This is a genomic window from Kineosporia sp. NBRC 101677 (assembly GCF_030269265.1).
Taxonomy (GTDB): domain Bacteria; phylum Actinomycetota; class Actinomycetes; order Actinomycetales; family Kineosporiaceae; genus Kineosporia; species Kineosporia rhizophila.
This window is the reverse complement of record NZ_BSTA01000010.1, coordinates 99,157-124,079: the sequence shown is the minus strand read 5'-3', so window position 1 is coordinate 124,079 and position 24,923 is coordinate 99,157. Positions and strand designations below refer to the sequence as shown.

General features: G+C 71.3%; 16 protein-coding genes and 1 riboswitch. Of the genes, 3 read left to right on the top strand and 13 right to left on the bottom strand.

Annotated features, from left to right (window positions below):
• The first annotated feature begins 217 nt into the window (after positions 1-217).
• From QSK18_RS26515 to QSK18_RS26505, 3 genes are all read left to right on the top strand, one after another.
• Positions 218-5,740, top strand: coding sequence for a diguanylate cyclase (locus tag QSK18_RS26515; protein ID WP_285624550.1), 5,523 nt, complete (start codon positions 218-220; stop codon positions 5,738-5,740).
• 9 nt (positions 5,741-5,749) lie between these two features.
• The gene (locus QSK18_RS26510; RefSeq protein ID WP_285624547.1) at positions 5,750-7,300 is read left to right on the top strand and encodes a bifunctional 3-(3-hydroxy-phenyl)propionate/3-hydroxycinnamic acid hydroxylase; all 1,551 of its coding nucleotides are present in this window, start codon (positions 5,750-5,752) and stop codon (positions 7,298-7,300) included.
• 86 nt (positions 7,301-7,386) lie between these two features.
• Positions 7,387-8,382, top strand: coding sequence for a malate dehydrogenase (locus tag QSK18_RS26505; protein WP_232813117.1), 996 nt, complete (start codon positions 7,387-7,389; stop codon positions 8,380-8,382).
• A 140-nt stretch (positions 8,383-8,522) separates the two neighbouring features.
• On the opposite strand, the gene QSK18_RS26500 is transcribed toward QSK18_RS26505, so the two are convergent.
• From QSK18_RS26500 to QSK18_RS26440, 13 genes are all read right to left on the bottom strand, one after another.
• Entirely contained in the window at positions 8,523-9,344 is an 822-nt protein-coding gene (locus tag QSK18_RS26500) for a C40 family peptidase (RefSeq protein ID WP_232813116.1), read from the bottom strand.
• A 38-nt stretch (positions 9,345-9,382) separates the two neighbouring features.
• Positions 9,383-9,517, bottom strand: a riboswitch (cyclic di-AMP (ydaO/yuaA leader).
• Between the two features lie 450 nt (positions 9,518-9,967).
• Positions 9,968-12,550, bottom strand: a complete 2,583-nt coding sequence (locus tag QSK18_RS26495; RefSeq protein ID WP_285624543.1) for a glycoside hydrolase family 26 protein — start codon at positions 12,548-12,550, stop codon at positions 9,968-9,970.
• 833 nt (positions 12,551-13,383) lie between these two features.
• The gene (locus tag QSK18_RS26490; RefSeq protein WP_285624540.1) at positions 13,384-14,340 is read right to left on the bottom strand and encodes a glycine betaine ABC transporter substrate-binding protein; all 957 of its coding nucleotides are present in this window, start codon (positions 14,338-14,340) and stop codon (positions 13,384-13,386) included.
• A 99-nt stretch (positions 14,341-14,439) separates the two neighbouring features.
• Entirely contained in the window at positions 14,440-15,039 is a 600-nt protein-coding gene (locus QSK18_RS26485) for a GTP-binding protein (RefSeq protein WP_232813113.1), read from the bottom strand.
• Positions 15,023-15,418 carry a DUF742 domain-containing protein gene (locus tag QSK18_RS26480; protein WP_232813112.1) on the bottom strand — a complete coding sequence of 132 codons (396 nt, stop codon included), beginning with the start codon at positions 15,416-15,418 and terminating at the stop codon, positions 15,023-15,025. The genes QSK18_RS26485 and QSK18_RS26480 overlap by 17 nt, the downstream gene beginning before the upstream one ends.
• Positions 15,415-15,840 carry a roadblock/LC7 domain-containing protein gene (locus QSK18_RS26475; RefSeq protein WP_232813111.1) on the bottom strand — a complete coding sequence of 142 codons (426 nt, stop codon included), beginning with the start codon at positions 15,838-15,840 and terminating at the stop codon, positions 15,415-15,417. The genes QSK18_RS26480 and QSK18_RS26475 overlap by 4 nt, the downstream gene beginning before the upstream one ends.
• On the bottom strand, positions 15,837-18,866 hold the full coding sequence (locus QSK18_RS26470) for a sensor histidine kinase (protein ID WP_285624533.1): 3,030 nt from the start codon (positions 18,864-18,866) through the stop codon (positions 15,837-15,839). Before QSK18_RS26470 ends, QSK18_RS26475 begins: the two co-directional genes overlap by 4 nt.
• Positions 18,867-19,618: 752 nt before the next feature.
• Positions 19,619-20,305 carry a response regulator gene (locus QSK18_RS26465; RefSeq protein ID WP_232813110.1) on the bottom strand — a complete coding sequence of 229 codons (687 nt, stop codon included), beginning with the start codon at positions 20,303-20,305 and terminating at the stop codon, positions 19,619-19,621.
• Complete coding sequence (locus QSK18_RS26460; RefSeq protein ID WP_232813109.1) at positions 20,302-21,513, bottom strand: sensor histidine kinase; 1,212 nt, start codon at positions 21,511-21,513, stop codon at positions 20,302-20,304. The genes QSK18_RS26465 and QSK18_RS26460 overlap by 4 nt, the downstream gene beginning before the upstream one ends.
• Positions 21,514-21,535: 22 nt before the next feature.
• Positions 21,536-22,402, bottom strand: a complete 867-nt coding sequence (locus QSK18_RS26455) for an ABC transporter permease (RefSeq protein WP_232813108.1) — start codon at positions 22,400-22,402, stop codon at positions 21,536-21,538.
• Positions 22,399-23,325, bottom strand: a complete 927-nt coding sequence (locus tag QSK18_RS26450) for an ABC transporter ATP-binding protein (RefSeq protein WP_232813107.1) — start codon at positions 23,323-23,325, stop codon at positions 22,399-22,401. The genes QSK18_RS26455 and QSK18_RS26450 overlap by 4 nt, the downstream gene beginning before the upstream one ends.
• A 181-nt stretch (positions 23,326-23,506) precedes the next feature.
• Complete coding sequence (locus tag QSK18_RS26445) at positions 23,507-24,496, bottom strand: M56 family metallopeptidase (RefSeq protein WP_285624524.1); 990 nt, start codon at positions 24,494-24,496, stop codon at positions 23,507-23,509.
• 7 nt (positions 24,497-24,503) lie between these two features.
• Complete coding sequence (locus QSK18_RS26440; protein WP_285624521.1) at positions 24,504-24,881, bottom strand: BlaI/MecI/CopY family transcriptional regulator; 378 nt, start codon at positions 24,879-24,881, stop codon at positions 24,504-24,506.
• Between the last annotated feature and the right edge of the window lie 42 nt (positions 24,882-24,923).

The following is a 24,923-nucleotide window of genomic DNA, read 5'->3' as shown; positions in this document are numbered from 1 at the left end:
GGCAGACAGTGACGTGGCCTGCGGCCCGGGTAGCTCGTCCGGAGCAGTGCGGCGGGCCGTGCTCACTGTCCGCCGACGGTGCCCTCCGGCCTCATATCGCCTCAAACCCCGCGGCCGCTCACCCGGTTCTAACGCCTGACCTGCGAAGATGTGTCCCCCGGGAGGGGGACTTCCAGAATTCCTCATGACCGGCAGCTCTTGGGCCGATAAGAGGAACGTGACTTCCAGCCGCCAGGTTCTTCCGCCGTCCCGGGCCGGTGCGACCGCCCGCGTCCCGGGTGCCCGGGAGTCCCGGGACGGGCGGACGCCGCACGGCCACCCGGTGCTCGCCGGGTTCGAGATCGTCGAGCAGCTCGGCAGCGGCGCGGAGAGCACCGTGTTCAAGGTCCGCCGCCTCGAGGACGACGCCCAGGGACGACCGGGGGCCGAGTACGCCCTGAAGATCCTGGACAAGCCGCTGGCCGACTCGCACGAGGCCGAGGTGGCCTTCCGGCGGGAGGCGGCGCTGCTGGGCGGGGTCAACCACCCCGGGCTGCTGCGGGTCTACGAGGTCGGGGCCCTCGACCGCCGGCCCTACCTGGTGATGGACCTGGTGCTGGGCCGGGCGCTGTCGGAGGTGCTGGAGGGCGGCGCGCTGACCCCGGAGAAGGTGGTCGCGCTCACCCTCGACATCGTCGAGCCGCTGTCCGCGGTGCACGACAAGGGCCTGGTCCACCGCGACCTGAAGCCGGCCAACGTGATCATCATGACCGGCGGCGAGGCCCGGCTGATCGACTTCGGCCTGACGGCCCGGGGCCAGAGCGACGCCGGGGTGGCGGTGGGCACGCTGGCCTACTCCGCGCCGGAGCAGGGCGGCACGCTCAAGCGCCCGGTCGACAACCGCTCCGACCTGTACTCGCTCGGCGTGATCATGTTCGAGGCGCTGTCCGGGGTGCTGCCGTTCAAGAGCAGCGACGTGGGTGAGCTGCTGCGTCTGCACGCGGTGGCCCCCGCCCCGGACCTGACCGAGCTGGTGCCGAGCATCCAGCCGGCGCTCGCCGAGATCGTGGCCACACTGCTGCAGAAGGACCCGGACGACCGCTACCAGTCCGGTCGTGACCTGGCCGCCGACCTGCGCGCGCTGACCGGCGCCCCGCGCCGCGGCGAGGCGCTGACCCCGGGAGGGGCCGAACCCCCGCTGTTCGGGCGCAATTCCGAGCTGAGCATCCTGTCCGGGCGCTGGAACGAGGTGCGCAACGGCCGCAGCGGTCTGGCCCTGGTGCACGGCGGCGGCGGTACCGGCAAGACCCGGCTGGTCAGCGAGCTGCTCAGCCAGGTGCGGGCCTCCGGCAGCCTGGTGCTGCAGGCCAGCTGCGTACCGGACAGCCCGGTGCCGTTCGCCCCGATCCGCGACGCGGTGCTGAACTACCTGCAGGAGATCGCACGCATGCCGGTGGGCGACCGCTGGCGGCGGCGGGCCCGGATCCGCGCCGCCTCGGCCGGCTGGTCCCCCTCGATGCTCGGCCGGATCGCGCCCGGGCTGGAGGCCATCCTCAACGGCTCCGACACGCTCAAGGGCAAGGCCAACCTGACCTCCCGGTCCGGGCTGGTCGGGCCGGCCGCCCGGGGGGCTGCCGGAGGTTCCGACACTTCAGCGGGCGTCGAGCCCGAGCCGGTGAACGAGAGCCAGTTCGCCGTGGCCATCGCCGGATTCCTGGCCGCGCTCGCCCGGGAGGCGGGCGACCTGCTGCTGTTCCTGGACGACGTGCAGTGGCTGGACGCCGGCTCCCGCCAGGTGGTGGCCCACCTGGCCGGGCAGATCGCCGAGGGCAAGGGCAGCAAGGTGCTGATCCTGGCGGCCAGCCGCGACGAGGTGGAGTACGCCGAGGGCCTGGGGTCCTTCTACCACGCGGCCGGTCTGGCCCTGGACGTCGAGGTCCCGGTGGTGGAGCTCGACGAGGAGGCGATCGGCGAGCAGATCCGCTCCCTGATCCCCGGCCTGGAGGCCGGTTCCCGGCTGGTCGAGATCCTGGCCCGGCGCAGCAACGGCAACCCGTTCGTGGCCGGTGAGTACCTGAGCGCGGTGATCGACGCCGGTCTGCTCGAACCCTCCTGGGGCAGCTGGAAACTCGACGAGGACGGGCTGGACCGGCTGGAGCTGCCGCAGGACGCGGTCGGCCTGGTCCTGACCCGGCTGCAGAACCTCGCCCCGGGCACCTACGAGCTGCTGGTCACCGCCGCGGTGGTGGGCAACGAGTTCCACGGCGACATCCTCGCCTCGGTGCTCGGCCTGACCGACGAGGAGGTGCTGCCGGCGCTGTCCGAGGCGGTCGGGCAGCGCCTGATCGACATGCGCGACGGCGGTTCCTACGTGTTCCTGCACGACCGGGTGCGGCAGGCGCTGCAGGCCCAGCTCGGTGACGACGAGCTGGCCGCCCTGCACCTGCGGATCGCCCAGTCGCTGGAGCACGCCCCGCCCTCGACGGCGACCGCGCGGCCGGAGCACACGTACGCGATCGCGCACCACTACATGCAGTGCGACCCGGACAGCGACGAGCGTCTGGACAAGATCTTCGAGGCCGCCTGGCGGGCCGGGCAGCTGGCCCTGGCCAACCACGCCCCCAACGAGGCGATCAACTTCCTGGAGTTCGCGGCCGGTCTGCGGGCCCGGCCGCCGGGCTCGTTCCTGATCGAGCTGGCCCACGCGCTGAAGCAGAACGGCCGGCTGGAGGCCGCGCGCAACCGGACCGAGCAGGCGCTGGCCGGGGAGACCGACCCGATCACCCGGGCCGAGATGTTCGCCCTGCTGGCCGATCTGCACAAGGACGACTGGGACAACGCGGCCGCGCTGCACGCCGTCGGGCTGGGCCTGGCCGAGCTCGGGGTCGAGCTGCCCGGTTCCCGGCCGGCGCTGCTGACCGGTTCCTGGCTGCGGTTCGTCGGGGCCCGGCTCCGGGGGCTCATTGGTCTGACTGGTGCTCGTGATCTTTCCGAGGAGCAGCGGGTCCGTCTGCTGGTCACCGTGCAACTGCACTCCACCGCGTCGTTCGTGGCGCTGTTCGTGCGCGACCGGCAGCTCGCCCTGGCCCACGCGCTGCGGGCCCGGGCCCTGGCCGTGCAGCTCGGGCCGGGGGCCGCGAACGTCAGCGCCCAGGCCAGTTTCGGCATGGTGGCGGCGTTCGGCGGGCGGCGTTCCAGCGCCCGGAGGGCGTTCCGGAGGATGGACGCCGACCCGATCTCGGAACTGCCCAGCCAGCGCGCGTCCAACTCCTACGTGCGCGGACTGGCGCTGTACGGGGGCGGTCTCGACGACGGCGTGCAGTGGACCCGGGAGGTGGAGGCCGACGGGCCCTGGATGGACCTGGGCCAGGAGCTGGACGCCGTGGCGGTGTTCAGCACCCGCGCCGTCCTGATGGGCCGCACCACCGAGGCCCAGCACTGGCTGGACCGCGGCCGCAACCGGCAGACCGGCCGCAACGTCGACGCCACCCCGTTCGTCGTGGCCGCCCCGCTGACCCTCTCGCTGCTGGGCCGCTTCCCCGAGGCCGGCGCCGAGCTGCGGCAGATCCGGCAGATCTGCGAGCGGGTGCCCTCGCTGGACATGCTGCGCCAGCTGGCCACCCTGTTCCAGCTGGCCGAGCAGCGTGACTTCGGAACCCTCTTCGACACGGTCGCGGCCGAGGTCGAGGGCGCCCACCCGGCGCCCGAAGAGGTCTTCCGGGCCCATCACCCGATCTTCTTCCTGATCGCGGCGGGCCGGCTCAGCCAGCTGCGCAACGCCGACGAGGACGAGCGCGAGGCCCGGCTGGAGGTGGCCCGGCACGCGGTGCGCCAGGCCGGCCGGCACCGGGGCGCCCCCGAGCTGGTGGCCCTGGCCACCCTGCTGCGGGCCGACCTGGAGGTGGCCGAGGGCCGCCCCGGCAGTGCCCTGGCCGAGCTGGCCGGGATCGGGCTGGTCCTCACCCCGGACGCCCCGACCGTGGCGTTCGAGGTGGCCCGGGTACGGGCCCGGGCACTGGCCGCCCTGGGCACCCCGGGCAGCCCGGAGGCCCGCCGGCAGGCCCAGCACGCCTACGCGATCGCGGTCGGCGAGGGCTGGCCGCACCGGGCCCAGCAGGTCGGCACCGAGTTCGCGCTCGGCACCGACTGGCTGGGTACCTCCGGCGGCGGCACGAGCAGCAGCAGCCACGGCGGCAGCTACAGCGCCGGGCACGAGCGGCAGCGGCTGCAGGCCCTGCAGACCGTCAGCGCCGCCGCGGGCAAGGTGCTCGACCCGCGGGTGCTGGCCCGGATCGCCCTGGACGAGACGATCAAGCTGCTCTCGGCCGACCGCGCCTACCTGTTCCTGGTGCCCGAGGACGACGCCGAGGCCAGCCTGGCCGGCGGGCTGGTGGCCTACCTGGGCCGCGACGCCGACGGCCGGGACGTGCCCGAGCTGACCGGCTACAGCACGACCCTGGTCGACCGGGTCCGCCAGACCGGCCAGGCCCAGGTCTTCACCGGCACCGAGGAGGGCGCCGTGCTGGGCACCAAGAGCGTGGTCGCGCACGGCCTGCGCTCGGTGCTGGCCGCGCCGATGAAGGTGGACGGCCGGATGACCGGGGTGGTCTACCTGGACAGCCAGGTGGCCAAGGGCATCTTCACCTCCGGCGACGTGGACATCCTGTCGGCGCTGACCAACCACATCGCGACCTCGATGGAGACCGCGCGGATGGCCGAGCTGCAGATCACCGTGGAGACCGCCGACCGTGAGCGGGAGGTGGCCAACAACCTGCGCGACGCCCTGCGGGAGATGGCCGAGCGCCTCGACGACCCGGAGAAGCTGGTCTCCGAGCTGCTGAACGCCACCGGGCCGGTGCTCGGTGCGGACCGGGCCTGGCTGCTCTCGGTCCGGGACGGGGTGTTCCTGCTGCGCGACGCCGGCGACGAGCGCCCGATCAAGATCGACGAGGACGCCCGGCTGCGCGGTCTGCTGGCCCTGCAGCAGCCCCGGGTGGGCAACCCCGAGCTGATTCCGGCCGGGCTGATGCCTCAGCTGGGCAGTGCGAGCTCGTGGATCGCGGTGCCGATGCGCTCACGCCGCAACGACCTGGGCGTGCTGCTGGTGGCCACCACCGGTTCGGCCGCGCTGTCGGAGAACATCACCACGGCCGCGGTGCTGGCCGCGCAGGGGATGAGCGCCTACGACAACTCCACGCTGTTCCAGCAGGTGCAGAACCTGGCGGTGGTGGACGAGCTGACCGGGGTGCCCAACCGGCGTCGCTTCTTCGAGGTGGGCGCCCGCGACCTGGCCGGGGCCAAGCGCCAGGGCCGCTCGCTCACCGCCCTGATGATCGACATCGACCACTTCAAGAAGGTCAACGACACCTACGGTCACCCGACCGGTGACGACGTGATCAAGACGGTGGCCGAGCGGTTCCGCGCCCAGATCCGCAAGACCGACGTGCTGGGCCGCTACGGCGGTGAGGAGTTCGCGGTGCTGCTGCAGGGCGAGCAGGCGGACGGCACGCTGCCCGAGCGTCTGCGTGCCTGCATCGCCGAGGAGCCGGTGCAGACCCGCAGCGGGCCCCTGGACGTCACGGTCAGCGTGGGCATGACCTTCCTGCTGGAGGACGACACCGCCCTGGACGCCCTGCTCTCCCGGGCCGACCAGGGGCTGTACAAGGCCAAGCAGAACGGCCGCAACCGGGTCTGGTTCCAGGAGCAGGACGAGTCCGAACCCGAACCCTCCGCAGGGGCGCCGGAGCGTAAGGCGGGGTAGCGTCGGGGCGTGGTCATCATCGTCGGTGCCGGGCCGGCCGGGATGGTGACCGCGCTCCTGCTCGCCCGCCAGGGCGTGCAGGTGCTGCTGCTGGAACGCCACCACCGCCCGTACCCCCTGCCCCGGGCCGTTCATCTGGACGACGAGTGCGTCCGTATCCTCCAGAGCGCCGGTGTGGCCGCAGAATTCGTCCGGATCAGCCGCCCGGCCGCCGGTCTGCGACTGCTGGACGCCCGGCACGAACCCCTCGCCGAGTTCCGGCGCTCCGAGACTGTCGGTGCCCACGGATATCCTCAGGCCAACCTTTTCGATCAGCCCGCGCTGGAAGAGATCCTGCTGAAAGCGGTTTCGCAGGATCCGCTGATCGAGCTGCGGCGTGGGGTGACGGTCACCGGGGTGGAGGGGGGCGGGGCGGGTGCTGATTGCCGGGTGCACTGGGTGCGAACGTCCAGCTCTGATGAGTTGGGTGCTGCCGAGGTGGGGGCTGGTGTCCTGGCTGCTGAGGCTGTTGTGGGGTGTGACGGGGCGGGCAGTCTGGTGCGCAGTGCCATCGGCTCGAGGTTCCGGACCTTGGCCCCGGACCAGACCTGGTTCGTACTGGATGTTCTCGGTCCGGCGCCGGTGCGCCCGTGGGACGGGGTGGAGCAGATCTGCGATCCGGCCCGGCCCGCCACCTACCTCAGGGTGGGCGAGCAGCGGCTGCGCTGGGAGTTCCGTATGCGCCCGGGCGAGACCATCGACGAACTCACCGAGCGCCGGGCCGAACTCGTCGCCCCGTGGCTCGGTCCGTCCCGCCATGCGGTGCACGCCGTCCATGCGACCCATGCGGTCACTCATCAGGTGTTGCGTACCGCCGAATACACCTTCCGGGCGGCCGTCGCCGACCGCTGGCGCCGCGACCGGGTGTTCCTCGTGGGCGACGCGGCCCATCTCACCCCGCCCTTCATCGGGCAGGGGCTCGGGTCCGGGCTGCGCGACGCGGCCAACCTCAGCTGGAAGCTGGCCATGGTGCTGCGCGGGGCGGCCAACGACCGGCTGCTCGACAGCTACCAGGCCGAAAGAGCCCCGCACGCAACCACCCTCATCCGGCTCGCCGCCCTCGCCGGGGGCCTCATGTCGTCCCCCGTCGCTGCTCGTCTGGGCCCGGTGCTGCGCGCCGCGGGGCGATCCGAGAAGCTCACCAGCCGCATCCTGGCCGGCACCAGCCCGCCCCTTCGTTCTGGGCCGCTCGCACCTCGCCGGCCGGCGTTCCGGTCGTTGGTGGGCACCCTCGTCCCCAATTTCGGTGTCGGCCCCGATACTCGCCTGGACGACCTTCTCGGAACCGGGTTCGCGCTGCTGACCCGCCGCGAGGACGTCCCGGCAGACGGTTTGAGGGCAGGTTTGGGGGCAGGGTTGGGGGCTCAACTGGGGGCTCGGGTGGTGCGGGCCGGGGGGCTGCCCTTGGTCCGGCAGTGGCTGGACGCCCAGGATCTGGACTTCGTGCTGCTGCGGCCCGACCGGGTGATCCTGGCCGTGGGCTCCGGCCGCTCCCGTGATGCCTCGCGCCCGGCTGTGTGACGTAGCTGTCCGGACACCCTGCAGATCCGGGCCGGTCGCCTGGATAGGGTGACTGGGCAGGCAGAAACCTCGAGGAAGAGAAGGCTATGACTTCAGCCCAGTCAGCAGTCAGTGTGACCGTCACGGGTGCGGCCGGCCAGATCGGCTACGCGCTCCTGTTCCGGATCGCGTCCGGTCAGCTGCTGGGCGCCGATGTCCCGGTCAAGCTGCGGCTGCTGGAGATCCCGCAGGCCGTGCGCGCCGCCGAGGGCACCGCGCTGGAACTCACCGACGGCGCCTTCCCGGCCCTGGCCGGGGTGGACGTCTTCGACGACGCCACCAAGGCTTTCGACGGCGCCAACGTCGCGCTGCTGGTCGGCGCCCGCCCGCGCACCAAGGGCATGGAGCGGGGCGACCTGCTCGAGGCCAACGGGGGCATCTTCAAGCCCCAGGGGGCGGCGATCAACGCCGGCGCCGCCGACGACATCAAGGTGCTGGTGGTCGGCAACCCGGCCAACACCAACTCGCTGATCGCCCAGTCGCACGCCCCGGACGTCCCGGCCGAGCGCTTCACCGCGATGACCCGCCTTGACCACAACCGGGCGCTGGCCCAGCTGGCGCTCAAGCTCGGTGTGCCGGTGGCGAGCCTGAAGAAGGTCGCGATCTGGGGCAACCACTCGGCCACCCAGTACCCGGACATCACCCACGCCACCGTCGACGGCCGGAGCGTCGCCGAGGCGATCAACGACCAGGCCTGGGTGGAGAACGAGTTCATCCCGCGGGTGGCCAAGCGGGGCGCCGAGATCATCGAGGTGCGGGGCGCGTCCTCGGCCGCCTCGGCGGCGTCGGCGGCCATCGACCACGTCTACAACTGGGTCAACGGCACCCCGGAGGGCGACTGGACGTCCGCGGCCATCCCGTCCGACGGCTCCTACGGTGTGCCCGAGGGCCTGATCTCCTCGTTCCCGGTCACCTCGGCCGGTGGCAAGTGGGAGATCGTCCAGGGCCTGGAGATCGACGAGTTCTCCCGCGGCCGGATCGACGCCTCGGTGGCCGAGCTGGCCGAGGAGCGCGAGGCGGTCACCAAGCTGGGCCTGATCTGATCCAGGTCTGACTCTGGTCGGACCTGAGGAACGCCAGAAGGCCGGGACCCGCGCTACGGGTCCCGGCCTTCTGTTTCGTCCACCGGAGGGGGTTGTGGACGATCAGGGCCCACTGTCTGGACCCCGAGGGTGCTGATCGGTCAGGCCACGCGCCCGACGGTGTAGCTCGAGGTCCAGATGTCGGCCTTGGTGACCGAGCGGCCCGAGCCGGGGGAGTGCCAGATCTTGCCCGCGCCGGCGTAGATGCCCACGTGGTAGACCTTGCCCCCGCTGTTGGCGAAGAACACCAGGTCGCCCTTCTTCTTGGCGCGCTTGGAGATCTTCTTGGTGTCGCCCCGCATCGCGTGCGACGTCCGGCTCAGGTGCGTCACGCCGGACTGGCGCATCACGTAACCCACGTAGCCGGAGCAGTCGAAGCCGCTGGTGGTGGTGCCGCCCCAGCGGTAGGGCGTGCCCTTGAGCTTCGCGGCGTCGGCCACGACCTCCTGGCCGAATTTCTCGAAGGCCAGCCGCTCCGCCTTGTTCTCGGCGCGGTGCTTGGCCTTCTGCCGGGAGCTGGCGACGGCCTGCTTCTTGGCCTCGGCGATGGCGGCCGACCTCGCCCGCGCGTGCGCCTTCTTCTTGGCCTCGGTCCGGGCCTCGGCGACCGCCGTGTCGTAGTCGGAGGCGCTCGTGGTGACCGTGACCGTGCGGGTGACCTTGGCGGTCCGCGTGGACCAGGCCGTCACCTTCGCGGTCGCCTTGATCTTCTTCGTGTACCGCGCGCTGGACTTCGCAGTCGCCTTGCGCGTGATCTTCGCCGTCTCGGTGTCGCTCACCTTGACGGTGGCGGTCTTCAGGCCTGCGCTCTTCTGCTGGGCCTCGTCGGTGCCGCCCGCGGCGGTGGATCCGTCGGCTGCGAGCGCCGGGATGCCTCCGGTGAGTGTCAACGCTGCTCCGGTGACCACGGCGCCGAGCGGCATGACGGATCTTCGAACGCGCGATTTCTCCAAAGAGGTGGTGTCCTTCCCTCGCCTACCAGGTGAGCTGACGGGCTCGGGCGGAAGATGCCCGGCCGGCTCGTGCTGAGTCGGCTTCGCCCCGCGGCCCGGATCCGGTGCTGCTGGACTGCTGGTGGATCCGGTACCAGGTGGTTCCCCGGCGTCCGTCTGGGTTTACTGAGCGGCCGCCGACGGACCTCGGCAGGGCGGTCGCCCGACCCCTCGGGTGAAGGGCCGAGCGAGACACTACGGCCAATCGGGGAGTAATCAAAATGTGATCACCAAAGTGTGATCCGGGTAATATCGCTACGCACCTTGTGTGCTACGTGTCCGGACACGTTCGGTAGTGCCCCGCATCCGATATCTGCCCTGCTCAGGGCGGGTTGTGATCAACAGTGACCGGGTGTGGCCAAGCTCATGCGGATTTAAGCGTGCACCGTAACGGCTCGTGCCCGCTGCTGCCCCTTCGGGCAACTCGCCTGATGGATTGCTGATTGCCCAGCGTAATGCTTAGGAAACGTAAAGGCGTGATCAAAACCGGACCGGCCGGGTGCGACGACCCGGCCGGTGGTGACGAAAAGTGACGGAGTAGTGACGCTGAAGATCTACTTCTTGGCCGGCCCGAACAGCTCCTTGAACACCTTGGCCCCGTTCGGGAACGACTTGATCAGGCTGTGCTCACCCTGGTCGGAGTTGAACTCGAAGTAGTTGGCGTAGGCCACGTTGTTCGACTTCCGGGTCAGGTAGTCGTGCATGTAACGGATGAAGTTCGGGTTGTCGAGGCCGCCGGTGTGGTCCTTGTAGCGGTCCCACAGCCCCCACTCCGGGATCGAGACCGGCTTCTTGTGGTCGGCCGCGAACTGCGTCCAGAAGCCCAGGCCGGTGGTGCCGCCGTAGATGTTCTCGGTCCAGGCCCGCTCCTGCTTGGCCTCCTTGCAGGCGGCGTTGCACTTCTTGCCGTAGGGGTAGTTGCCCTGGTGCAGGTCGTAGACGTCGATCCCGATGTAGTCGACGAACTTGTCACCGGGGTAGTACTTGTCGGCCGGGTTGGGGTTGTAGCCGTTGTTGACGTTGAAGTCGAACTCGAACTTCGCCCCGGGCACGGCCCGCATGGTCTTGACGATCTGCTGGAAGTACTCGCGGTAGGGCTTCGGGTCGTCGATGCCCCACATCCACGACTCGATGTTCATCTCCCAGCCGATCCGCAGGATGGCGTCGCTCTGGTTGGCCGCCACCAGGTTCTCGCCGAGCTGGGTGAAGTAGGAGTCGTAGGCGCCCTCGGCGCCCTTGGCCATCTCCTGCTTCTTGGTCGGCATCGCGGCCTCGTCCCAGACCTCCACGCCGGCCGGGAGGAGCTCGGTGGGCAGCATCGGCACGGCCATGACGAGCCGGTACTTGCCGTCGTCCCACTCGTCGAGCACCCGTGAGGGGTTGGAGATCTGGTCCCAGGTGTCGCGCTCGCCGAAGTCGACCACGTACTTCAGGTCCATGCCCCACCAGTCCTCGAACTCGCGGTAGGCCTGGGCGTCGGTGCCGGTGTAGGCACCCATCCGGCCCTTCAGCGACTGGACGGTCGAGGCGGTGGCGGTGGTCTCCTCCTCTTCGGGGCCGCCGGCCGTGGTGCCCGACACCGGGGCCGAGTCGGGTGCGGTCATCGACCGGTACACGCCCGCCACCGCGATCAGCGCCACCAGCACGGTGACCAGGCCCAGGGTGAGCACCTGGTTACGGCGCAACACGATCTGGTTGGGACGCCAGTCGCGCCAGGTCTTCTTGACCGGGCGCAGGCCCTGCTGGGGCGCCTGCTGCGGGCGGGGACCGATGCCTCGGTTGCCGGGGGGAGTGTTGTTGCGACTGGCCGAGCCCGGGCGGGTGCCGCCGCCGATCCGCGGACCGCTGCGTTCGGGCCGCTCGCCGCGCTCACCGCGCTCACCGAGGCCGCTGGGGCGGCGTGGCTCACGGTCGAGCAGTCCCTGCGGGCCCGAGTCGGGACGCGGGGGAGCCGGTGTAGTGGCGTCGGCCCGCTCGCCACGTTCGCCACGTTCGCCACGGGGCAGGTCGACGTTGCGGCCGAACCTTCCGCGGGGTGCAAAGCCGGGGGGCGGCGTGGTGCCGTCGCCTTCCGGGGCCCGGTCGTCGCTCTTGGCCGAACGGCGGCTGCGGGAGCTGCTGGGCAGGTCGTCGGGCGCCGATTCACGACGGGTGGGGGTCTCGTTGCGGTGCGCGTCCTGCCGGGAGGCCGGGAACGGACCCGAGTCGCCGCTGCCGGGCGCCCGGCGCGTCTCGTCGCGGGACGGGAAGGGCCCCGAGTCGCCCAGGCCCGGCCTGCGCCGGGAGTCTTCGCGAGATTCGCGGGAGGGGAACGGTCCGGAGTCACCCGTGCCGGGTCCGCGGCGGGTGGGGTCATTGGGCAGGGGGCCGCTGCGGGACGACAGGAACGGGTCGTCGTTGCCGCCGGGGCCACGCCGCGAATCTTCACGGGACGCCGGGAACGGTCCTGAGTCACTTGAGCCCGGGCCGCGACGGGACGGCGGGAACGGGTCATTGCCGGCCGGGGCACGGCGCGTCTCTTCGCGCGAGGCCGGGAAGGGGCCCGAGTCACCGGTGCCAGGCCCGCGGCGAGAGGTGTCGCGGGAAGCAGGGAAGGGGCCCGAGTCTCCGTTGCCCCGGCGGGAGCTGTCCCGGCCGGGAGCGAACGGGCCGGAGTCGCCGCTGCCAGGTCCCCGACGGGAGGTGTCGCGGGAACCGGGGAACGGGTCGTCGAGGGGCGCACCACCGGAGGAGCGGGACTCCGTGAAGCCACCGCCCAGCAGGGAGCCCGGCGGGGTAGGCGTGTAGGGCCCACCCTGCGAGCGGTTCTGCGGGGCGTCAGGTAGAGGTGGCGCTGCGGGGCGCGAACCGGACAGGGGGCCGTCCCACCGGCCGTCGGGTCGCTCGCCCGCCGGCCGGTCGAAGCCCGGCCGGTCCAGGCCGGGGGGCGTGAAGCCGGTCGGGGTGCCGTGGTCGCGCATGCGGGGCCCGCCGTTGGCCGGGGTGCCCGGGCGGCCAGGGAGCCCGGGCAGGGGACGACCGGGCGCCTCGGGGCCGGGGAGCTGGGGCGTGGGACCGTGCGAAGGCGCGATCGGAATGGGGATCGACGGCGGGGTCACCGCGGAAGGGCTGTAGTAGCCACCGGGCGGCGGAGTCACGGGCGGACGTCCGAAGGGGCCGGAATCTGACCTGGGGTCGGACCTGGGGTCGGACCTGGGATCGGACGCTCGCCCGTACTGCCCGGGCTGACTCTGGAACGAGGACGGCGGGGCCCACGCGTCGGCGGAGTCCGGCCGGCTGGGCTCGGACCGGCGGTGCCCACTGGGCGCGACGCGTGAGGAGGGGCGGTCCTGCACCCACTCCTGCGGCCGCTCCGGGTTGCGCTCCGGGTTCCACCCACCTGGACGGGAGTCTTCCGTTACGGTAGAGATGACCGAGGGTGCATAGCCCGAAACAGGTTGTCCGGCGTCGGGAACCAGACCCCGGGGTCCGAAAGGGTCCGGCGTCTGCGATGATACGGAGGGTGCCGGGTCGGCAGCGGAACGTGGTGATGATGTGGCGGGAGGGGTTGCCGCGCGGCGGCCGTGGCCTCGCTCGTCCGGAGTTGCCTCTGGCACCGGGGGGTTCGGTGGTGCCGGGGGCTCCGGGGCGGTTGCCTTCTGGCGCTCCAGCTCCCGCATCTCTCTTCGACTGCGGGGATGCTGATCCTGATCCGAAACGCTCGGACGTGGCATGTCGCGGCTAGACCTCTCTGCCTTCGCTCGGCCATGGGACGGGCTTCGGTGATCTGTGGGCCCGGCATCATGCGAGCGCTAAGTCACCCTACTCATTCCCGGACGTGCCGGTCAGCCGATCGCGACATCCGGTGCTCGCGGTGTGAGAAGCCCCACCACCCGGCGAAGGCGTGTCGTCGCAGGTCAGAGGGCAAGTCTGCGCAAAGTCATGGGCTCGCGGGACATCTCGGGGGAGTACCGACGGGCAGCCCGTCCGGTCAGCTCCCGGTGGGTACCCATGCCCTCCAGGTCTTCTCGTTCGCGTCGAGCCAGCGCTTCGCCGCCTCGTCGGGTTCCACCCCGGCGTTCAGGTCCCGCGCCACCTGGTTCTGGTCGGCGTCGGACCAGCGGAACCGCTGGATCAGGGTGGCGGCCGGGCTCCCGGAGTAGGCGAACTCCCGGTTCTGGATCTTGTCCAGGTCGTACGGCTGGTAGTCGCAGCGCACCGCGTCCGGGTCGGCGTCGCAGCCCGGCGTGTAGGCCGGCAGCTTGATGTTGACCAGCTCGATCTCCGACAGCAGCCACTGCGGCGAGTAGAAGTAGCCGATCATCGGCTCGCGGTCGCGCTCGGCCGCCCGGAAGGCCTCGATCAGCTTGTCCTCGTCGCCGAGGTAGACCACCTTGAAGTCCAGCCCGAGGTTCTTGATCAGCGCCTTGTCGTTGGTCACGTACGAGGGGTCACCGGCCAGGAACTGGCCCTGGCTGCCGCTCTCGGCGGTGCGGAACAGGTCGGTGTACTTGTTCAGGTTGCGCCAGTTGGTGATGTCCGGGTGCTCCTCGGCCAGCCACGGCGGCACGTACCAGCCGATCGCACCCCGGTTGCCGGTCAGCCCGGCCTCGACGGCGACCTTCTCGTTGTCGATGTACTTCTTCTTGAGGTCGTCGTGCCCCCAGTTCTCCAGGATCGCGTCGACCGTGCCGTCGGCCAGGTGCTGCCACGACTCGGCCTCCGCCTCGGCCCGGACCTCCACCTGGCAGCCCAGCTCGTTGCGGGCCAGGTAGCTGATCACGGCGAGGTTGGCCGCGTAACCCACCCACGGGTTCTCGGCCAGCGTCACCGTTCCGCAGTCCGTCGGCCGTACCCCGGGCGCGGCCACCAGATCGGGCGCGGGGGAGCCGCAGGCACTGATGGCCAGCAACGCCGCTCCGGCGGCCAGGACGGCCCGTCGAGTCACAACTGTCTCCTTGCATGGTTGGAGCAGACGAGAACTAAGGACGTTTGCGAGCGCCGACGCTGCGGTCGTCCGGTGAGGAACAGAGCAAGTCAGTAGACGTCAGTAGACGGCGGCCTGCTCGGCCAGGCGCCGGGCCAGAACCTCTTCCGTCAGCGCGACCAGCACACCCTTGACCGACTCGCGCCGGCGCGCGTCGCACGGCACCAGGGGGACCAGGTCGTCCACCCCGAGGGCCTCGCGTACCTCACGCAGCTCGAAGTGGCGGGTGCCCTGGAAGTGGTTGACCGCCACCAGGAACGGCACGCGGTGCTCCTCGAAGTAGTCGATCGCCGGGAAGCAGTCCTCGATCCGCTGGGTGTCCAGCAGCACCACCGCGCCGAGCGCCCCCTCCACCAGGTCGTCCCAGAGGAAGGCGTACCGGTCCTGGCCCGGCGTGCCGAACAGGTACAGCCGCAGCGTCTCGTCCAGGCTGATCCGGCCGAAGTCGAGGGCCACCGTGGTGGTGACCTTCCCCGGCACCGGGTCCCGGTTGTCCACGCCGACCGACTCGTCGGTCATGTCGGCCTCGGTCAGCAGCGGTTCGATCTCCGAGATCGAGCCGACGAAGGTGGTCTTGCCGACGCCGAAACCGCCGCTGATCACGATCTTCACGGATACCGGGGCCACCGTGCGGGCGGGCCGGTCATAGAGCGCGGACACGATCGCGGATCCTCTCGATCAGCTGTATCGACAGCTCTTCGCGTTCGGTGACGACCACCGATCCGTCGGCCACCAGGTCGGACACCAGCACCCGGGCCACCCCGAAGGGCACCCGCAGCGCGGCCGAGATCTCGGCCAGCGAGGTGGGCTCGCGGCAGAGCTGGACGATCTGCTGGTGCTCGAACCGCAGCACCGCGGTGGCGCTGCGGGGCCGGGCGTGGATCAGGGTCTCCACCCGCAGGCCCTCCTGGACCGGGCGGGTCCGCCCGCCGGTGAGCAGGAAGGGGCGGATCACCATGTCGTCGGCCGGGTCGAACTCCTCGTCGGCGCCGCCCGGACCGGCGGCCCGCCGGCCGGTCTGCCCCCGTGGCCCGGTCATTGCGGCAGATGCTGCCGGGACTCGGAGATCAGCGCGGGCGTCAGCAGCGGACCGAAACGCTCCGCCAGCGAGGCGATCTCGTAGCCGATCAGGCCCAGGTCGCAGTCGCCCTCGGCGACCACCCCGAGGCAGCTACCGCCGGCGATCGCCGAGACCAGCAGGAATCCGCGGTTCATCTCGATCATCACCAGCTTGAGCCCGTCGAAGTCGTACCTCCGGGCGGCCGAACGGCCGAGGCTGGACAGACTGGAGACGATCGCGGCCAGGTGGTCGGCCTCGGTCCGGCTCAGGCCGTCGGAGCTGGCGATCAGCAGCCCGTCCGAGGACACGGCCACCGCCTCCCGCACCCCGTCGGTCTGGTGCACGAAATTGCCCAGCAGCCAGCCGAACTGGTGCCGGTCGGTATGGGTGTGGACGCTCATTGTTCGCTCATTCCTCGCTCGTCCCAGCTCATCCCAGCTGACTCCTCTGCACTCGTGACCCGGTGCTCTGCTCGGTCACCGCCGGACTGCCCACGGCGCATCCCGGCGCGGAGGGCGGTCAGGCGGGCACTGACGTCGGCGGGGGAGTCGGCCATCACCTGTGGCGACCTGGCCTCGGAAGCCGAGGAGTCGGTACGGGCGTCCAGATCGATGACCCGGCGCGAGCCCTGGCGCTGGTTACGGGGCACCCGCTTGCGCAGCCCGTTCTGGGTGCGCTCAGCCTCGATGGTGAGGCCGCCCGTGCCCGGAGTACTGCTGGGAGCACCGCCGGAAACACTGCCCCGGGCGTCGCGACGGGTCAGCGAGCCCGGAGGGCGGGCGATCCCGGCCGCGGGGGTGCGCAGGTCGGTGAACTTGTCGGGAGCGTCGCGCCGGCGGCGGGCCTCGTCCTTGGCCGCCTTGTCGAGCTTCTCCGGCTTCTCGTCCGGACCGCGGGAGCCGAACTGCCGGGCGAACAGGTCTCCGGGCTTGGCCCAGCGCGGGGTCCCGGCCAGCTGCTCGGACCCGGCGAGACCGGCGGTACGGCCCAGGGCCAGGCCGTTCGGGTCGGTCTCGACCCGATGAGCCGGGTGGGCCGGGTGGGGCAGGTTGGCCGGGGGATTGGTGGAGGCTGCCGGGGGCTGGTCGATCTCGGGCTCGATCACCGGCAGGTCGACCCCGGAGGGGTGCGACACGTCCGAGGTGACCTCGCGCACCTGGGCGTCGTGGATCTCGCCCAGGTCGTCCAGCGGGCCGATCCCGATCCCGCCCGGAAGGGTGCCCGGTTCGGGGGCGCGGTGGCCCGGGCGCGGGGTGCCCGAGTAGGTGCCGCCCGGGAACGAGTTCCCCGGATCGCGGCGGATCGGCCCGGCCATGCCCTGGTGGTCCGGCTCGAGCACCTCGTGACTGCCCGGTGCGGGGGGTGCGAAGCCGGCGTTCGTGTCGAGCAGTTCCCGCGCGTCGTCGGGCACCTGTTCCAGCCCTTCCAGCTCCTCCAGCCGGTCGAGTCGGTCCAGCCGGTCGAGCCGGTCGAGCCGGTCCCGGCCGTTCAGCCGGGGCAGCGCCAGCAGCTGGGCCTGCTCGCCACCGGCCGAGGGGCCCTCCTGCAGGGCCTCCAGCGACTGCACCTGCACCGAGAGCGAGGCGGCCAGCAGCGAGGCGGGCAGGGTGATCCGGGCCGTCACCCCGGTGACCGGCGAGGGCAGCAGCTCGACCTGCACCCCGCTGTCCCGGGCCAGCTTGCCCACCACGAAGTGACCGAGGAACCGGGTCGGGGCGGCGATGAAGTCACCCTCACCGCGCAGCCGGCTGTTGGCGATCCGCAGTTCTTCCGGGTTCATCCCGACGCCCTGGTCGGTGATCGCGATCAGGTAGCCGTCGGCGATCCGCCGGCCCTGCACCTCGACCTCGCTGTCCGGCGGGGAGAAGGTCAGGCCGTTCTCGATCAGCTCGGAGAGCAGGTGCGCGACCGAGCCGACCGCCCCGCCCATCACGTTCGCCTCGTCCACCCGGCGCAGCGCCACCCGGCGGTACTCCTCCACCTCGGACACCGCGGCCCGGATCACGTCGGCCACCGGGACCGCCTGCGACCAGGTGCGCGGGCGGGAGGCGTCGACCAGCACCAGCAGGCTGGCCGCGTTGCGCCGCATGCGGGTGGCCAGGTGGTCCAGCTCGAACAGGTTGGCCAGCGCGTTCGGGTCGACCTCCTCGCGTTCGAGGGAGGTGATGAAGCCGAGCTGGCGGCGGATCAGGTTCTGGTTGCGGCGCCCCAGGTTGGCCAGCGACTCGATGGTGTCGCGCCGCTGCACCGCCTGCTCGGTGGCCAGGTCGTAGGCGGCGCCCTGAAGCCGGTCGAGGGCGGTTGCCACGGAACGGATCTCGTCGGTGGCCCGGGGCGGGACGGCCACTGGCGCGGGCCGCTGCGGGGGTGCGTCCGGGTCGGCGGTCTGGGCCCGCCGGACCGCCTCCGGCAGACGCTCGGCGGCCAGGTCGTCGGCCTCGGCGGCGAGCGCGGCCAGCGGCCGGGTGATCGACAGCGAGGCCAGCGCCGACAGGTAGACCGAGCCGGCCAGGCAGACCACCACGCCGGCCAGCAGCAGCACGATCCGCTGGGCGGCCTCCTGCTGCAGGTCGTGCGCCCGCAGCTGGATCTGCGAGCCGACGTGCTGCTCGAGCTGGTCGGCGTCGGCCAGCAGGGTGCCCATGCCGGACCACCACGACTGCGGGTTCACGTTCAGGTGCCGGCCGTCTCCGGCCTCCAGCGCGGTCTGCTCGAAGGCCTGCACCACCTGGGCCGCGCCGGTGGAGAAGATGAAGGCCAGCGAACGGCTCTGCTCGGCGGTGGCGTGCTCGGCGAACTCGTCGAGCGAGTACTGGTACCCGGCCCGCAGGTCGGCCAGCCGGACGAACTCGTCGCCGCTGAAACCGCCGGCCGAGTACACGCCGTTGAGGAAGGCCCGTTCGGCCGACATTCCCTCGATCGCCTGCTGCAGCGAGCGGAAGGCGGTCAGCCCCCGGCGCAGCTCGGTGTCGCCGCTGTTGGCCAGTCCGAGGTCGACGTCGGCGAGGGCCCCGATCCGGGCGCTGTAGTACTCGAAAGTGGCTGCACGCTCGGCACTCTTGACGCTCTCACCGGCGTCGGTGGTGGCCCGGATGGCGGAGAGGCCGTCGAGCTGGCTGAGCGCCGCGTCGACCCGGGCCTGCTCGGCGTCGCCGTCGTCGAGCAGGTTCTGCACCACGCCGCGCTGGGCGTCGACCTGGGTGCGGGCCGGGGCCAGCTCGGGGGTGAAGCTGCCGTTGCCGCCCTGCACCGCCGCGGTCACGCCGCGCTCGGTCTGCAGTGCGCTGACCAGCTTCTGCACCTCGAGCGAGAGGCGGACCGCGTCGGAGGTGGCGGCCGCGTCCCGGTAGCTGCCGATCTGCTGCGCCGAGAGCAGGCCCAGCAGAAGGAGAATCACGGCGGCGGGCAGGGCCAGGATGCGCGCCACGCGCCGGCCGACCGTGCTGCCGCCGGCCCGTCGGCCGCCACTGGAAGGGCCTGCCTGGTGACGAGGCTCCGGGAAGGCCGGCTCCCCAGGGGCGGGAGCAGCCGGGCGACCGGAGCCGAGCTGCGCCGGCTCGTGCTGGACCGCTGTCAACGGTTCCTCCGTGGCTTGGTGCGGATCCCGCCGAGGCCTGGATCCGCCCGTCGAGAAGATTTCGTCCCACTGCCCGGCCGGGGGCCGGGAATGTACCAGAGAAGCAGCCTCTGGTTCGTAGCTGTGCGTAAAGGAGTAGTCGCGGCGGGATGTACTTAACCAGTCCTTCGCGCCGCTGAACAGTGAAACGGCGGAATTGGTCGACAGAACGTCGTTCTGGCATCGCCGCAGGCAGGCGGGGGTGCCGGCAGGGAAACGTGACGTCTGCGATAACCTGATGTTTCGTACGAGCTTGAAGTTCAACGGGATTGATAAATGCCCGATCAAATGCGGACGTGGACCGCCTTAATTACATTCCACTGGAAATCCGAAGTGGGTGCGGATGCGTCGCGAGTGCAACACCTGTCGTCTTGAGTGACGGGTGTGATGAACGGGAAAGTGCTTCGCCGACTCTGCGTCAAAGACCGAACGGTGCTTTTGGGGAATTCCCCGAATATGCGAGGCGAAGGGTTGCCAGATTTCCCGGCCCGCGACTGCGCGCTACGAAGCGTAGTCGCCCCATCACCCCGGCCGGCCCGGGGGTGACACCCGGACGACGCAGATCAGGAGCGGTCGGGAACGACCAGACCCGACTCGTAGGCCAGCACCACCGCCTGCACCCGGTCGCGCAGACCCAGCTTGTTCAGGATCCGCCCCACGTGGATCTTCACCGTGCCCTCGGAGAGGTGGAGCTCGGCGGCGATCTCCCGGTTCGAGCGGGCGGCGGCGACCAGGAGGAAGACCTGACGCTCGCGATCGGTCAGCTCGGCCAGCACCGCCTCGGCCCGGCCCGGGCCGTCACCGGGTGAACCGGGCGAGCTCGTCGGCAACAGGGTGACCAGCCGGCTGATCAGCCGCGTGGTGGTGGTCGGGGCCAGCACCGACTCGCCGCCCGCGACCGTGCGGATCGCCGAGATCAGCTCGTCGGTCGGGGCGTCCTTGAGCAGGAAGCCGCTGGCCCCGGCGCGCAGCCCGGCGTACACGTACTCGTCCACGTCGAAGGTGGTCAGGATCAGCACCCGGGCCTGCGGGTCCGCCTTCAGGATCGCCTCGGTGGCCGAGATCCCGTCCATCCCCGGCATTCTCACGTCCATCAGCACGATGTCCGGTTTCAGGGCGGCGGCCATCGTCACACCGGCCCGGCCGTCCGCCGCCTCGCCGACCACGGTCAGGTCGTCTTCCGCGTCGAGGATCATCCGGAAGCCCATCCGCAGCAGTTGCTGGTCGTCGACCAGCAGCACACTGATCACGACGCCCCCTGCGGCCCGGCCGCGATCCGGGCCGAGACCCGCCAGCCGGCCGGGTGCCGAGGCCCGGAGTCCACCTCGCCGCCGTAGGCGTGAACCCGCTCGCGCATACCCGTCAGCCCTCTCCCAGGACCCCGCGAAGGTGCCGCCGCAGCCCGGCGCCCACCACCGTCGTCCGTTATCTCGACCGCAATTCTGCTGTCCCCGTACTCCAGCCGCACGGTCGCCGTCGCCCCCGCGCCGGCGTGCTTCATCGTGTTCGTCAACGCCTCCTGCACCAGCCGATACACCGTCAGCTGCACCCCCGGCTCGATCGCGACCTTCCCCGGATCCCCGGCGACCTGGTACGACACCGGCAACCCGGCCGTCCTCACGCCTTCCAGCAGATCATCGATCCCGCGCAGGTCGGGAACCGGCGCCCGCCCGTCCCCCTCGCCCTCCGAGCTTCCGTTGCTGCCGTTGAGCACCCGCCGGGTCTCGGCCAGTGCCTGCCGCCCGGTGGCGGAGACCTGGCGCATCACCTCGGCCGCCTGTTCCGGCGACCTGGGCGCCGTACGGGCAGCCGCATCGCTCAACGCCACCACCACGGTCAGGTGGTGCGCCACGATGTCGTGCATCTCGCGGGTCATCCGGGCCCGTTCGGTGGCCACGGCCAGTTCGTGCTGCTGGTCGCGTTCGCGTTCCAGCCGCTCGGCCCGGTCGCGGAGCTCGGCCAGATAGCTGCGGCGGGTGCCGATCCACAGCCCCAACGCAAGGGCGGCGGCAGTGGCGGCGGTGCACACCAGCAGCGCGTCCACCCAGTTGACGCGGGGGGACGCACTCACCAGCACCACGTAGGTGATGTCCAGGGCCAGCGCCGCGACACTGGCCCGGACCCGGGACTGGTTGGCCGCCACTGTGTAGAGGGCCACCAGTACGGCCAGGTTCGGCCCGCTCACCGTCGACCAGAGGGGGAGCGTGCCGAACAGGACCAGCAGCACCACGAAGACGGTGCTGGGGAAGACCCGGCGCAGCACCAGCGGGAGCACCAGGAACATCTCGATCGCGGCGGCGGTGTCGCTGACCGGGGGTACGTCGGAGCGCAGCACCACCGTCGCCATCACCAGCAGGGTGAGCAGCACGTCGGACGTCCACTCGCGGCGGGTGCGCGCGAGCAGACGTCCGACGGGGGCGTGCACGTCTCGCACGTCCTGCACGTCCGACACGTTCATGGGGCTCATCCTGATGGACGGATCAGACGTCTGCCTTACGCATCCGCCACGCGGCGGCGGCGATCAGGACGACGGCGTAGAGGCAGAACACCAGCAGACCGCCGCCGGGGGAGAGGGAGTTCTCCGCCCCCACCGTGAACATCGCCGAGCCCGCGTAGTTGGGCAGGTACTTCAGGATGTCCTCGGAGACCGAGGCGGGCAGCAGCGAGAGCACCGGTGGGATCACCAGGAACACCGCGACCATGGTGAAGATCGCCGGGGCGGTGGAGCGCAGCAGGGCACCGATGGCCATCGAGATCACGCCCGCCACGGTCAGGTAGAGGGCCAGGCCGAAGACCGCCCGCAGCGCGTGCTCGTCGCTGATCGAGGCGCCGAAGTCCTTGGCCGAGAGGATGGCCTGGGTCAGGAAGAAGGCCACGAACGAGGACACCAGGCTGACCACGAAGGTGACCACCGAGAACACGATCAGCTTGGCCCAGAACACCGGCAGCCGCCGGGGCACCACGGTCAGGCTGGCCCGGATCATCCCGGTGGTGTACTCGCCGGTGATCATCAGCACCGCGAGGACGCTCAGGGCGAGCTGGGCGAACGTGCTGCCCGAGGTGGCCGCGCCGATCGGGTCCAGGGTGGCCTGGACGTCCGGGTCCATGGTGTCCCACTGGTTCATCGTGACCGCGGCGATCAGCGCGCTGATCCCGATCAGCAGGAACACCGCGGTGAACAGCGTCCACACGGTGGAGCGCACCGTGCGGAACTTGATCCACTCGGAGTGGATCACCCGCGCCTGGGTCACCCGGATCTGGGGGGCCTTGCTGATTGAGGACGTCGGTGCGGCCCCGGTCGGCTCGGTCGCCTGCGAGGTGTCTTGGGTGGTGGTCGAGGTGCTCACGCGGCGGCCTCCTTGGCGATCGGCTGGTTGCGGTACTCCACGGCGTCGTGGGTCATCTGCATGAAGGCGTCCTCCAGGGACGCGGTGCGGTTGGTCAGCTCGTGCAGCGGCAGGTTCGCCTTCCAGGCCGCGTCGCCGATCTCCTCGGCGCTCAGACCGCTGACCTCCAGCAGGCCCTCGGCCTCGCTGGTCACGGTGACGCCCGGGCGCAGCAGCACCTCACGCAGCCTGACGGCCTCTGGGGTGCGCACGAGCACCCCGCTGCCGGCCGCCTGGGCGACGAACTCGGCCACCGTGGTGTCGGCCACCAGCCGGCCCTTGCCCACCACGACCAGCCGGGTCGCGGTCAGCGCCATCTCGCTCATCAGGTGCGAGGAGACGAACACCGTGCGGCCCTCCTCGGCCAGCGCCTTGAGCAGGTTGCGGATCCACAGCACGCCCTCGGGGTCGAGCCCGTTGACCGGCTCGTCCAGGATCACCACGCGCGGGTCGCCGAGCAGGGCGGTGGCCACGCCGAGCCGCTGGCCCATGCCCAGCGAGAAACCGCCGACCCGCTTGGCCGCGACCTGGTGCAGCCCGACCATCTCGATCACCTCGTCCACCCGGCGGGCCGGGATCCCGTTGGTGACGGCCAGGGCCAGCAGGTGGTTCCGGGCCGAGCGGCCGGTGTGCACGGCCTTGGCCTCGAGCAGGATGCCCAGCTCGGCCATCGGCGCGGCGGCGTGGCGGTAGTCGGCACCGTTCACCCGCACCTGGCCGCGGGTGGGGGTGTCCAGGCCGGCGATCATCCGCATCGTGGTCGACTTGCCGGCGCCGTTGGGGCCGAGGAAGCCGGTGACCGTGCCGGAGGGCACGGTGAAGGTCAGGTCCTCGACGGCGACCTTGGCGCCGTACTCCTTGCGCAGGTTCTCGACTTCGATCATGTCGAAGAGCCTAGGAACGGACGGGCGCGGCGGGATCTGGCGGACGGCAGCAGTCGGCGGGGTGGTCGGGCGGCCCAAAGACAGACCGGCATATGCCCTCAGGCATACCTGTCGTGCCCGCCCTGCGATAACAGGCCGTGCGCGAATGGATGAAGAACCGGCCGGTCCGCTGCGGGCCGAGTCAGCGAATGATCTCGTAGGTGCTGGTCAGCCACGGCAACGCCAACGCCACCGTGGGCACGGTGATCAGGGCGAGCGCCAGCAGGTACACCGCCACCGCCAGGCCGGGTGGGGCCACCGAGACCGGCGCATCGACCAGTCTTCGCAGCCGGGGCAGCACGCCGATACCGACCACCTCGTCGCTGGGTCCGGCCGCCGCTTCGGGCGCCGGAGTGTGCGACGACTTCGGGGTGGCCGGGTTCTCCAGCGCTGTGCTGTTGCCCATCGTGGCCAGTGCAGCGATCAGGGGCTGGGGCCCGTACAGCCGCCGGGCCGCATCGTCGGCCAGCAACTCGACCAACACCGCAGTCTGGATCAGGGCGGCCTCGGTACCGGCCCGCCGCCCGGCCGCCTCGTACAACACCGTGAAGAACTCCAGCAGCAGGTCGTGCCGGGCCCGCAGGTGGGCGCGCTCGTGCTCGATCACCGCGGCGACCTGCTCGGGCGTGAGATCGCGCAGGGCCGCGTCACTGATGATGACGCGGGAGTCGCGGCCGGGCAGACAGTAGGCGTAGGCCCGCTCGCCGCTGTCGAGCACGCGCACGTTCTCGCCGCCGGTGGTGGACAGCAGATCGACCAGGTCGCGATGCCGCCGGCGGTGCCGGCGCAACCGCCGGGCCACCTGCACGCCGGCGAAATTGAGCCGCACGAGGGCGAATACCGTCAGAGCGATCAGCCCGACCGCGATGGAAAGGTGCAGGACGCCGGTCGGCCGCAGTTCGCCGACACCGGTGAGCCTGCCCCCGTCGGCGGTGAGCAGGCCGGTGACCAGGGCCTGGATCGTGGCCAACGAGGCGCCGAAGACCGCCAGCAGAGCGGCCACCGCCACGGCCTGCCAGAGCACGACCGCGGCCCGGGGCACGGTGAGGAGCCGACGGGCGCGGGCCAGAACGGCCGGCACCGGCCAGGTCAGCGTGATCGCCAGCAGCCAGAGCCCGACCGCGGGGCTCACAGTCGGGTCACGGAGCGCGTTCCGGCGAGCCGCCGGCGCTCAGGGCGGCCTTGAGCAGCTCGGCCTCGTTGGCTGACATGCGGCCGACGAAGTGCAGCAGTGCCGCCTGCCGGGCCTGCGCCCCGCCGACGTCGCCCAGCGCGTCCATCATCAGCTCGGCGGCCATCTGCTCCTTCGACTCGGCGGCCGAGTACAGGTGCGCCTTGCCGTCTTTGGTCTGTCGGGCCAGGCCCTTCTTGGCCAGCCGCTGCAGCACTGTCATCACCGTGGTGTAGGCCACCTCGCGCTGCTCGCCCAGGGCCGCGTGCACGTCCCGCACCGTCATCGGGGCCGGTGCGGACCACAGACAGTCCATGACGTCGCGTTCGAGATGACCCAGGCTCACCCGCCCATCCTAATACGTGCGGCTGTAGTACGCCCGGCTGTA